The organism is Escherichia sp. E14S1, from assembly GCF_004211995.1.
In the GTDB taxonomy this organism is placed as follows: domain Bacteria; phylum Pseudomonadota; class Gammaproteobacteria; order Enterobacterales; family Enterobacteriaceae; genus Escherichia.
Genome location: NZ_RHJQ01000002.1, coordinates 189,899 through 201,926 on the forward strand (window position 1 = coordinate 189,899; position 12,028 = coordinate 201,926).

Genomic DNA, 12,028 nt, shown 5'->3' on the forward strand with positions numbered 1-12,028 from the left:
ATGGTATCTGACGAACTCTTTTTTTGCTCAAAATAGCCCAAGTTGCCCGGTCATAAGTGTAGCAAAATTATCCTCAATAAAGGGGAGTATTCCTTCCGCCACAGGTTGAAGCTGGCGGGTCAGATAGTGTTCGTAATCCAGCGGTGAACGTCGATAGTCCAGCGGCTCCGGGCCGTTGGTGGTCCATACGTACTTAATGGTGCCACGGTTCTGGTATTGCAAGGGGCGACCGCGTTTTTGGTTTTCTTCATCGGCAAGGCGTGCAGCGCGTACATGTGGCGGTACATTACGCTGATATTCGCTCAGCGGACGGCGAAGCCGTTTACGGTAAACCAGTTGCGCATCCAGTTCGCCCGCCATCAGTTTGTCGATAGTTTCACGCACGTACTCCTGATATGGCTCGTTGCGAAAGATGCGCAAGTACAGCTCCTGCTGAAACTGCTGGGCCAGCGGCGTCCAGTCAGTACGCACGGTTTCCAGCCCTTTAAATACCATCCGCTGTTTGTCGCCCTCCTGAATCAGCCCGGCATAACGCTTTTTACTGCCGGTATCGGCTCCACGAATGGTAGGCATCAGAAAACGGCAGTAATGGGTTTCATACTCCAGTTCCAGCGCGCTGGTCAGCCGTTGTTTTTGCAGCGTTTCCGCCCACCAGGCGTTAACGTGCTGCACCAGTGCACGACCGATTTTCGCCGCCTCTTCTTCCGAATGTGCGCCTTTCAGCCAAACAAACGTTGAGTCGGTATCGCCGTAGATCACGTCGTAGCCCTGCGCTTCAATCAATGCTTTGGTTTGCCGCATGATCTGATGACCACGCATGGTGATCGACGACGCCAGGCGCGGATCGAAGAAGCGGCAGGCAGTGGTGCCAAGCACGCCATAAAAGGCATTCATAATGATCTTCAGCGCCTGTGACAGCGGCTTGTTGCCCTGACGTTTGGCTTCATCGCGCCCGTGCCAGATGTTAGTCACAATCTCCGGCAGGCAATGTTTCTCCCGCGAGAACCAGGCATCGAGAAAACCTTCGGTGCTGTGCTCTGGATCAGGCTGTGCCATGCCTTCTACCAGCCCGACGGGATCAATCAGAAAAGTGCGGATGATTGACGGGTACAGGCTTTTGTAGTCCAGTACCAGCACCGAATCATAAAGCCCTGGCCGCGAATCCATCACGTAGCCGCCAGGGCTGGCGTGCGGCGGCACTTCGCCGAGATTAGGCGCGACATAACCAGCGCGGTGCATACGGGGAAAATAGAGATGACCAAACGCCGCTACCGATCCCCCGTGCCGATCTACTGGCAGGCCGTTCACCGTTGCTCGTTCGAGCAAAAACGGCATGATTTCTGTTTTATGGAAAATCTGCGTCACCAGTTCGCAATCTTTCAGGTTATAAGTCGCCAGCGCGGGTTTATCTTCGGCGAAACGGCGGTCAATTTCGTCCATCCGATCCCACGGGTTATCGATAGATTTTCCTTCGCCTAATAGCTCCTGAGCGACAGTTTCCAGCGAGAATGAAGAGAAATTCCAGAACGCGGATTTCAGCGCCTCGATACCGTCGATAATTAGCCGACCTTTGGCCTGGGCGAAAAAGACGCCGTCTTTAAAGCCGTGCTCGCGCCACTCCAGCTCGCTGTTATCGCGCCCCAGACGCAGTGGAATACGGTAACGCTCGGCATGTTTTTGCAGCATTCGCAGATCGAACTGCACCACGTTCCAGCCGATGATCACATCGGGATCGTGATTTGCAAACCAGGCGTTAAGTTTTTCCAGCAGCTGCGGGCGGCTGGCGACGTATTCCAGTTCGAAATCGAGCGCGGAGGCATCGCCATTCTCTGGCCCCAGCATATAAACGATGCGCTGCCCGCAACCTTCCAGGCCGATGCAGTACAGCTCACCGTGGCGGGTAGTTTCAATATCAATAGAAACCCACTTGAGTGGCGGACGATAGTCGGGATTCGGTTTCAGACGGGCATTAACGATAGCGCCATTGCGCATATCTCCCTCGACCCACACCGGAGCGGTGATGAAGCGCTCCATCAGATAGCGTTCTGGCGGGCGCACATCGGCCTCGTAGATGGTAACGCCACCTTCACGCAGGCGCTTTTCGTAACTCATCAACTGGCGATGGGCGCGACAGTAAAGGCCATACACCGGCTGACGGTGAAAATCCTTTAACGCCAGCGGTGTCAGGCGAAAGCCTTGCTCACCCTGCAAAATATGCTGAGCGCGGGGAACCTGATCGGCGGGAATAAACGCCACGGACTCTTGCGGCGCAAGCGTAACGTGCAACGGCCCGTTGTCCGTTGCCAGCCAGAAAGAAACTTCGGTCCCTTGAGGGGTATCCCGCCAGTGTCGGGTTAAGATAAAACCTGCCTGCGCCACGCTGAAAATCCAATAAAAAACCAGGCTTGAGTATAGCCTGGTTTCGTTTGACTGGCTGTGGTTTTATACAGTCGTTACTGCCCGTAATACGCCTTTGCACCATGCTTACGCAGATAGTGTTTATCCAGCAAGGTTTGCTGCATATCAGGGAGCTGCGGGGCCAGCTGGCGGCAGAAAATCCCCATATAAGCGACCTCTTCCAGCACGATAGCGTTATGCACCGCATCTTCGGCGTTTTTACCCCACGCAAACGGACCGTGAGAATGGACCAGAACGCCGGGCATTTGCGCCGCATCGATACCCTGTTTTTCAAAGGTTTCTACGATGACGTTACCGGTTTCCCACTCATATTCGCCGTTGATTTCTGCGTCGGTCATTTTGCGGGTGCAGGGAATGGGACCGTAGAAATAGTCGGCGTGGGTGGTACCGGTTGCCGGAATTGACTGGCCCGCCTGCGCCCAGATGGTGGCGTGGCGCGAGTGCGTGTGCACAATGCCGCCAATGGACGGGAATGCCTGATAGAGCAGTCGGTGAGTTGGCGTGTCAGAGGAGGGCTTTTTCGTACCTTCAACCACTTCACCGGTTTCGATGCTGACCACGACCATATCGTCGGCGGTCATGATGTTGTAATCGACGCCGGAAGGTTTGATCACAAAGACGCCGCGCTCGCGATCAACGGCGCTGACGTTGCCCCAGGTCAGAGTGACCAGGTTGTGTTTTGGGAGCGCCAGGTTGGCTTCTAAAACCTGACGCTTGAGATCTTCTAACATGTTGACTCCTTCGTGCCGGATGCGCTTTGGCTTATCCGGTCTACAAAATCGCAGCGCGTAGGCCTGATAAGACGCGCCAGCGTCGCATCAGGCGTTACATACCTGATGCGGCTACTTAGCGACGAAATCCGTAATACACTTCGTTCCAGCGCAGTGCGTCTTTAAACGCTGGCAGGCGGGTGTCGTTATCAATCACCGTGATTTCAATGTCGTGCATCTCGGCGAACTGGCGCATATCGTTAAGGTTCAGCGCATGGCTGAAGACGGTGTGGTGCGCACCACCAGCAAGGATCCACGCTTCGGAAGCGGTTGGCAGATCCGGTTGCGCTTTCCACAGCGCATTCGCCACCGGCAGTTTTGGCAGGGAGTGCGGTGTTTTCACCGTGTCGATGCAGTTAACCAGCAGACGATAACGATCGCCGAGATCAATCAGGCTGGCGACAATCGCCGGACCGGTTTGGGTATTGAAGATCAGGCGGGCAGGATCATCTTTACCACCAATACCGAGGTGCTGAACGTCGAGGATCGGTTTCTCTTCTACGGCGATCGACGGGCAGACTTCCAGCATGTGGGAGCCGAGCACCAGGTCATTACCTTTCTCGAAGTGATAGGTGTAGTCCTCCATAAAGGAGGTGCCGCCCTGCAGACCGGTTGACATCACCTTCATGATGCGAAGCAGGGCGGCAGTTTTCCAGTCGCCTTCGCCCGCAAAGCCGTAGCCTTGCTGCATCAGACGCTGTACGGCCAGGCCAGGAAGCTGTTTCAGACCGTGTAAATCTTCAAAAGTGGTGGTGAACGCGTGGAAGCCACCTTGTTCCAGGAAACGCTTCATCCCCAGCTCAATACGCGCCGCTTCCAGCACGTTCTGTCGTTTTTCGCCGTGGATTTGTGTGGCAGGTGTCATGGTGTAGCTGCTTTCGTACTCATCGACCAGCGCGTTAACATCGCCGTCGCTGATGGAGTTCACCACCTGCACCAGATCGCCAACTGCCCAGGTATTGACGGAGAAACCGAACTTGATCTGTGCGGCAACTTTATCGCCGTCAGTGACCGCCACTTCACGCATGTTATCGCCAAAACGGCAGACTTTCAGATGACGGGTATCCTGTTTAGATACCGCCTGACGCATCCAGGAGCCGATACGCTCATGTGCTTGTTTATCCTGCCAGTGACCGGTAACGACGGCATGTTGCTGACGCATACGCGCGCCGATGAAACCGAACTCGCGACCGCCATGTGCAGTCTGGTTCAGGTTCATAAAGTCCATGTCGATGCTGTCCCACGGTAGCGCCGCGTTAAACTGGGTGTGGAATTGCAGCAACGGTTTGTTGAGCATGGTCAGGCCGTTGATCCACATTTTGGCCGGGGAGAAGGTGTGCAGCCATACCACCAGACCCGCGCAACGATCGTCGTAATTGGCATCGCGGCAAATTGCGGTGATTTCGTCCGGCGTGGTACCCAGCGGTTTCAGCACCAGTTTGCAGGGCAGTTTCGCTTCCGTATTCAGCGCATTAACGACGTGCTCGGCATGTTGGGTGACCTGACGCAGGGTTTCCGGGCCATACAAATGCTGGCTGCCAATTACAAACCACACTTCATAATTATCAAAAATCGTCATTGTCGTGTCCTTATAGAGTCGGAACGGCCTGGGCAGCCTGTGCCGGGGCGGAAGTTGGAAGATAATGTTGTTCGGCGCTTATCGCCCACTGCTGATAGCGGCGATAAAGCTGTTCAAAGCGTTGTGCCTGTTCGGTACGTGGTTGCAGGGTTTTCTCTACCGCACTGGCCATTTTTTGCTGGGCTGATGGGATGTCGGCATGCACTTTCGCGGCGACGGCAGCGAAAATCGCCGCACCGAGCGCGCAACACTGATCAGAGGCAACAATTTGCAGCGGGCGATTCAGCACGTCGCAGCAGGCTTGCATAATCACCTGGTTTTTCCGCGCGATGCCGCCCAGCGCCATCACGTTGTTTACGGCGATCCCCTGGTTAGTGAAGCACTCCTGAATAGCGCGCGCGCCAAAAGCGGTAGCGGCAATTAAACCGCCGAACAGTAGCGGAGCGTCGGTAGCGAGGTTCAGGTCGGTAATCACCCCTTTCAGGCGTTGGTTAGCGTTTGGCGTGCGACGACCATTAAACCAGTCGAGTACCACTGGCAGGTGATCCAGAGACGGATTTTTGGCCCATGCTTCGGTCAGCGCCGGAAGCAGTTGTTTCTGGCTGGCTTTGATTTGCTCTTTTAGTTCCGGATGCTGGGCGGCAAGCTGTTCCAGCGGCCAGCCGAGTACGCGACCAAACCAGGCGTAGATATCACCAAACGCCGACTGACCTGCTTCCAGACCGATAAATCCAGGAACCACGCTGCCATCAACCTGACCGCAAATGCCTTTAACTGCACGCTCGCCAACGCTCTGTTTGTCGGCAATCAGAATGTCGCAGGTGGAAGTACCGATAACTTTTACCAGCGCGTTAGGCTGTGCGCCCGCGCCGACTGCGCCCATATGGCAGTCAAACGCGCCGCCGGAAATCACCACGCTTTCAGGCAGACCGAGACGCTGCGCCCATTCCGGGCATAAGGTGCCCACCGGAATATCGGCAGTCCAGGTGTCAGTGAACAGCGGGGAAGGCAAATGGCGATTGAGGATCGGGTCCAGTTCGTCAAAGAAACTGGCTGGAGGTAAACCGCCCCAGCTTTCGTGCCACAGAGATTTATGCCCGGCGCTACAGCGTCCGCGGCGAATATCCTGCGGGCGTGTGGTGCCGGAGAGTAGGGCGGGTACCCAGTCGCACAGTTCAATCCACGATGCGGCAGATTGCGCCACGGCGCTATCCTGGCGAGTCACATGCAGGATTTTTGCCCAGAACCATTCGCTGGAATAAATACCGCCAATATAGCGAGAGTAGTCAGTTTTGCCCGGTGTATGACACAAGCGGGTGATCTCTTCCGCTTCTTCAACCGCCGTGTGGTCTTTCCACAAAACGAACATCGCGTTCGGGTTTTCGGCAAACTCCGGGCGCAGCGCAAGCACGTTGCCGTCGGCGTCGATTGGTGCAGGCGTGGAGCCGGTGGTGTCCACGCCAATCCCGACCACCGCTGCGCGCTGTTCGGCGCTAAGTTCTGCCAGCACGGTTTTCAGCGCCGCTTCCATTGACTCAATGTAGTCACGCGGGTGATGACGGAACTGGTTATTCGGGGCGTCACAAAATTGCCCTTCCTGCCAACGGGGATACCACTCTACGCTGGTGGCGATCTCTTCACCGGTGGCGCATTCCACCGCCAAAGCTCGCACAGAATCACTGCCAAAATCGAGGCCAATTGCAATCGCCATCGTTTCACTCCATCCAAAAAAACGGGTATGGAGAAACAGTAGAGAGTTGCGAAAAAAAGCGTCAGGCAGGAACCGCTAATCTTATGGATAAAAATGCTATTGCATAGCAAAGTGTGACGCCGTGCAAATAATCAATGTGGACTTTTCTGCCGTGATTATAGACACTTTTGTTACGCGTTTTTGTTATGGCTATTGCCCCCCTTTGTTACAAAATGCTTTTCACAAGCGGGGTTGCCGGTTGGATTAGCGAGAAGAGCCAGTAAAAGACGCAGTGACGGCAATGTCTGATGCAATATGGACAATTGGTTTCTTCTCTGAATGGCGGGAGTATGAAAAGTATGGCTGAAGCGCAAAATGATCCCTTGCTGCCGGGTTACTCGTTCAACGCCCATCTGGTGGCGGGTTTAACGCCGATTGAGGCCAACGGTTATCTCGATTTTTTTATCGACCGACCGCTGGGAATGAAAGGCTATATTCTCAATCTCACCATTCGCGGACAGGGCATAGTGAAAAACCAGGGGCGAGAATTTGTCTGCCGACCAGGCGATATTTTGCTATTCCCGCCGGGAGAAATTCATCACTACGGTCGTCATCCGGAGGCCCGCGAATGGTATCACCAGTGGGTTTACTTTCGCCCCCGCGCTTACTGGCACGAATGGCTTAACTGGCCGTCGATATTTGCCAATACCGGTTTCTTTCGCCCGAACGAAGCGCATCAGCCGCATTTCAGCGATTTGTTCGGGCAAATTATCAATGCCGGACAAGTGGAAGGGCGCTATTCGGAGTTGCTGGCGATAAATCTTCTTGAGCAATTGTTACTGCGGCGCATGGAAGTCATTAATGAGTCGCTACATCCGCCAATGGATAATCGGGTACGCGAGGCTTGTCAGTACATCAGCGATCACCTTGCGGACAGCAATTTTGATATCGCCAGTGTCGCACAGCATGTCTGCTTGTCTCCGTCGCGTCTGTCGCATCTGTTCCGCCAGCAATTAGGGATTAGTGTCTTAAGCTGGCGCGAAGATCAACGCATCAGTCAGGCGAAGCTGCTATTGAGCACGACTCGTATGCCTATCGCCACCGTCGGGCGCAATGTTGGCTTTGATGATCAACTCTATTTCTCACGGGTATTTAAAAAATGCACAGGTGCCAGCCCGAGCGAGTTTCGTGCCGGTTGTGAAGAAAAAGTGAATGATGTAGCTCTCAGGTTGTCATAATTGGTAACGAATCAGACGATTGACGGCTTGACGGAGTAGCATTGGGTTTGCAGAATCCCTGCTTCGTCCATTTGACAGGCACATTATGCAAGCATTGCTGGAACACTTTATTACCCAATCCACTGTGTATTCATTGATGGCGGTGGTGTTGGTGGCCTTTCTGGAGTCACTGGCGCTGGTCGGTTTGATTCTGCCCGGTACGGTGCTGATGGCGGGGCTGGGGGCGCTGATAGGTAGCGGCGAGTTAAGTTTCTGGCACGCCTGGCTGGCGGGGATTGTTGGCTGCCTGATGGGCGACTGGATCTCCTTCTGGCTGGGCTGGCGGTTTAAAAAGCCGCTGCATCGCTGGTCATTTCTGAAGAAAAACAAAGCGTTACTCGATAAAACCGAGCATGCGCTGCATCAACACAGCATGTTTACCATTCTGGTCGGGCGCTTTATCGGGCCGACGCGCCCGCTAGTGCCAATGGTGGCGGGGATGCTGGATCTGCCTGTGGCGAAATTTATCACGCCAAATATTATCGGCTGCCTGTTATGGCCTCCGTTTTACTTCCTGCCGGGGATTCTGGCAGGCGCGGCGATCGATATTCCTGCCGGAATGCAGAGTGGCGAGTTTAAATGGTTGCTGCTGGCGACGGCGGTGTTTTTGTGGGTTGGCGGTTGGTTGTGCTGGCGATTATGGCGCAGCGGCAAGGTAACCGATCGTTTAAGTCATTATTTGTCGCGTGGTCATTTGTTGTGGCTGGCGCCGTTGATTTCTGCCATTGGCGTGGTGGCGCTGGTGGTGTTAATTCGCCATCCGTTGATGCCGGTGTATATCGATATATTGCGTAAAGTGGTTGGGGTTTAGAGGATAGTCTTGTGCGGGGCGCCTGATGCGGACAAAACGTCGGATAAGGCGTTCACGCCGCATCCGACAGTGCATATTAACCTGTAATTCCCAACAGCGCCGAAGCACTCGCCTTACCACTCAACAACTCATCGGTCATACCCTGCCAGGCGATGCGCCCGTCGGCGACCACCACCGAGCGCGTGGCTATCCGCGCCGCATCTTCCACACTGTGCGACACCATCAATAACGTCATTTTTTGCTGCTGACAGCTTGTACTGACCAGCGTCAGCATCTCCTGACGCAGCGCCGGGTCGAGCGCCGAGAACGGTTCATCGAGCAATAAAATCGGCTGTTCGCGCACCAGGCAACGCGCCAGAGCCACGCGCTGCCGCTGACCGCCGGAAAGCTCGCCCGGTAACCGCGTTATTAAATTATCAATCCCCATCTGGCGTGCGATAGCATGCATTTTCTCCTGCTGTGCCGCGTTCAGCTTCAGTCCTGGATTAAGCCCCAGCCCGATGTTCTGCGCGACCGTCAGGTGACTGAACAGGTTGTTCTCCTGAAACAGCATCGATACCGGACGGCGTGACGGCGGCGTCGTGGTGTGATCAACGCCGTCGATAGTCAGCGAACCGCTGGCTGGCGTCAGAAAACCGGCGATCAAATTCAGTAGGGTACTTTTACCCGCGCCGCTTGGCCCGAGGATCGCCACCTGCTCGCCGCGCTCCACCGTTAAGCTAAAACGCATCGGCAAATGGTGGTAAAGCCAGGTGATATCAGTCAGTTTTAACATTTCGCCCCGGTAGTTTTTCAATCACGGTAAACAGCAGAAAACAGAGCAGCAGCAGAATTAACGCGGTGACCGCGCCGTCCTGGCTGCGATAAGAGCCAATTTGCTGGTAGAGATAAAACGGCAGGGTGCGGAAATCATCGTTACCGAACAACGCCACCACGCCAAAATCACCAATCGACAACACGCAGGCAAAGGCCAGCGCCTGCGCCAGCGGACGTTTCAGAGCGCGCAGCTCCACCACTTTTAAGCGCGACCAGCCTTCAATACCCAGCGACTGACACAACATGCTGTAGCGGGCGGTGATATCGCGCATTGGGTTTTCCAGCACCTTCAGCGCGTAAGGGATCGCCATTAACGCATTGGTGAAAATCACAATGCCGTCAGCAGATTGTGGCAGGCCAATAGTGTTGTTGAGCAGCAAAAAGAAGCCCGTTGCCAGCACAATCCCCGGCATGGCGAGGATCAACATGCCGCTCATCTCCAGCGCCTGACCCGCCAGCATTTTTTGCCGCGCCCGCAGTTCGCGACTGCTCCATAGCAGCATCATGGTCAGCACTACGCACAATACGCCTGCCGCCAGCGCAATACGCAACGAGGTCCACAGCGCCTGCCACAGCACCGGTTGTGCCAGCACTTCCGGCAACTGGCGATTTACCCCATCGACAATCACCGCCAGTAACGGTGGCAGCAACAGCAGCAGCGCCAGCACGATCAATACCGTATCGAAAATGCGGCTATGCAGACGATCGTCCGGGTCGCGCCAGCCCTGAACCAACGTGGTACCAGGCGCAATGGCCTTACTCAATCGCTGACTCAATAGCACCAGTCCGAGGCAACACACCATCTGGATCAGCGCCAGCATCGCCGCGCGGGCAGGATCGTAGTCGTAACTCAGCGCCTGATAGATTGCCAGCTCGATAGTGGTCGCCTGCGGACCGCCCCCCAGCGATAGCACGGTGGCGAAGCTGGCGAAACAGAGCATAAAGATAAGCGCAGCAACCGGCGGAATTTGTCGCCGTAACCACGGCCATTCGACGAAACGAAAGAAGTGCCAGCCGCGCATCCCAAGCTGGGCAGCAAGCTGGCGCTGCTCGCCGGGAATGTTTTCCAGCGCCTGGAGTAATAAGCGGCTCGCCATCGGCAGATTAAAAAATACGTGCGCCAGCAAAATGCCTTGCAGGCCGTAGGGCGAAAAGGTCCACTCCAGACCAAGCGATTGCCAGAGCGATGCCAGCCAGCCCTGGCGACCATAGACGCTAAGAATGCCGAAAACGGCGACCAGCACCGGGAGGATCAAGGTCATTGCGCACAGACGCAACAGCGCCTGCCGCCCCGGAAAGCGCCTGCGGTAGAGGGCGCGGGCGAGGAAAATCGCAGGAACGACAGAGAGCAGCGCCGAAAGAAACGCCTGCCAGAAGGAGAAACGCACCACATGCCACAGGTAGCTGTCCTGCCAGATTGTTGCCCAGTCACCCTGCGGCGCGTTCCACCACAGGGCGAGAAACGCCGCCAGTGCAACCGCCACCACAAGCGTAGCAGCGCTTACACCTGGAATTAACCAGCCGGGAATTAACGGCTGACGGCGCGTTGCCATTCGCTAATCCAGGTCTGACGTTGTGCCGCCACTTCGGCTGGCGTGAACTCCAGCGTGGTTGCTGGTTTGGTCAATTGTTCAAACCCGGCAGGCAGCGTGACGTTTGCTACCGGATACATCCAGTTGCCAGTTGGAATCGCATTCTGGAAAGCCGGAGAAACCATAAACTGGAGGAATTTTTGCGCCAGCTCCGGCTGCTTGCTGGCAGCGGTGCGGGCGGCAACTTCCACCTGCAGATAGTGACCTTCGCTGAAGTTCGCAGCGGCGTAGTTATCTTTCTTCTCTTCGAGAATGTGATAAGCCGGAGAGGTGGTGTAACTCAGTACCAGATCGCTTTCGCCTTTTAAAAACAGGCCGTAGGCTTCGCTCCAGCCTTTGGTGACCGTGACAGTTTTCTTCGCCAGCTTCTGCCAGGCTTGCGGGGCGTCATCGCCATAGACTTTTTGCATCCACAACAGCAGACCCAGCCCCGGCGTACTGGTGCGCGGATCCTGATAAATCACTCGCCAGTTTTGATCGCTCTCAACCAGCTCCTTCAGGCTTTGCGGCGGATTTTTCAGTTTGTTTTTGTCATAGACGAAGGCGAAGTAGCCGTAATCAAACGGTACGAAAGTGTCATTATTCCAGCCGCCGGGAATGTTTACTGCACCCGCTGCCACACCGCTTTTGGCAAACAGTCCGGTTTTACTGGCGGCGTCTAACAGATTGTTATCCAGCCCCAGCACCACATCGGCTTTGCTGTTTTTGCCTTCCATCCGTAGACGGTTGAGAAGCGAAACGCCATCTTCCAGCGCCACCAGTTTCAGTTCGCAATTACAGTCGGCTTCAAAGGCTTTTTTGACCACCGGACCAGGCCCCCAGTCGGCGGCGAAGGAATCGTAGGTATAAACAGTCAGAACGGGTTTAGCGAAAACAGGCGCTGTGCACAGCAACAGCAGGGGAAGACATTTTTTTAACACTTTGCACCTCAAAAAAGAGTGGCAAAGGACTTGAGAAGGAGCCTCAAATCCCTTCGCCGGCGTTATCCGGATCAGGTTCGACGGGTATTTTCTCAGCGCACGCGTCTGCGTGGCACCCCGTTGAGAACGGCGTTAGTGTAGTGATTTTGTTATCA

General features: G+C 55.2%; 9 protein-coding genes and 1 riboswitch. Of the genes, 2 read left to right on the forward strand and 7 right to left on the reverse strand.

What is annotated here, in order from left to right; translation table 11 throughout:
- Positions 1-27: 27 nt before the first annotated feature.
- From polB to araB, 4 genes are all read right to left on the reverse strand, one after another.
- Positions 28-2,379 carry a DNA polymerase II gene (gene polB / locus D9734_RS01585; protein WP_130204883.1) on the reverse strand — a complete coding sequence of 784 codons (2,352 nt, stop codon included), beginning with the start codon at positions 2,377-2,379 and terminating at the stop codon, positions 28-30.
- A gap of 74 nt (positions 2,380-2,453) precedes the next feature.
- Positions 2,454-3,149, reverse strand: coding sequence for an L-ribulose-5-phosphate 4-epimerase (araD, locus tag D9734_RS01590; protein WP_130204885.1), 696 nt, complete (start codon positions 3,147-3,149; stop codon positions 2,454-2,456).
- A 115-nt stretch (positions 3,150-3,264) separates the two neighbouring features.
- Positions 3,265-4,767 (reverse strand): L-arabinose isomerase, encoded by a 1,503-nt coding sequence (gene araA / locus D9734_RS01595; RefSeq protein WP_000151750.1) that lies wholly within the window; start codon positions 4,765-4,767, stop codon positions 3,265-3,267.
- Between the two features lie 10 nt (positions 4,768-4,777).
- A complete protein-coding gene (araB, locus tag D9734_RS01600; RefSeq protein ID WP_130204887.1) occupies positions 4,778-6,478 on the reverse strand; it encodes a ribulokinase in 1,701 nt (566 codons plus the stop codon).
- Positions 6,479-6,816: 338 nt separating this feature from the next.
- On the opposite strand from araB, the gene araC reads away from it, so the two are divergent.
- Together araC and D9734_RS01610 are read left to right on the forward strand one after the other, a co-directional pair.
- The gene (gene araC / locus D9734_RS01605; protein ID WP_130205064.1) at positions 6,817-7,695 is read left to right on the forward strand and encodes an arabinose operon transcriptional regulator AraC; all 879 of its coding nucleotides are present in this window, start codon (positions 6,817-6,819) and stop codon (positions 7,693-7,695) included.
- An 85-nt stretch (positions 7,696-7,780) separates the two neighbouring features.
- Positions 7,781-8,545, forward strand: coding sequence for a DedA family protein (locus D9734_RS01610; RefSeq protein ID WP_130204888.1), 765 nt, complete (start codon positions 7,781-7,783; stop codon positions 8,543-8,545).
- A 76-nt stretch (positions 8,546-8,621) separates the two neighbouring features.
- Here the strand turns inward: D9734_RS01610 and thiQ are convergent, their stop codons facing one another.
- The 3 genes from thiQ to thiB are packed head-to-tail and all read right to left on the reverse strand — an operon-like array spanning position 8,622 to position 11,873.
- Positions 8,622-9,320, reverse strand: coding sequence for a thiamine ABC transporter ATP-binding protein ThiQ (gene thiQ, locus D9734_RS01615; RefSeq protein ID WP_130204890.1), 699 nt, complete (start codon positions 9,318-9,320; stop codon positions 8,622-8,624).
- Positions 9,304-10,914 carry a thiamine/thiamine pyrophosphate ABC transporter permease ThiP gene (gene thiP, locus D9734_RS01620; protein ID WP_130204892.1) on the reverse strand — a complete coding sequence of 537 codons (1,611 nt, stop codon included), beginning with the start codon at positions 10,912-10,914 and terminating at the stop codon, positions 9,304-9,306. Before thiP ends, thiQ begins: the two co-directional genes overlap by 17 nt.
- The gene (thiB, locus tag D9734_RS01625) at positions 10,890-11,873 is read right to left on the reverse strand and encodes a thiamine ABC transporter substrate binding subunit (RefSeq protein WP_130204894.1); all 984 of its coding nucleotides are present in this window, start codon (positions 11,871-11,873) and stop codon (positions 10,890-10,892) included. Before thiB ends, thiP begins: the two co-directional genes overlap by 25 nt.
- A 30-nt stretch (positions 11,874-11,903) precedes the next feature.
- Positions 11,904-12,003, reverse strand: a riboswitch (TPP riboswitch).
- Positions 12,004-12,028: the final 25 nt, after the last annotated feature.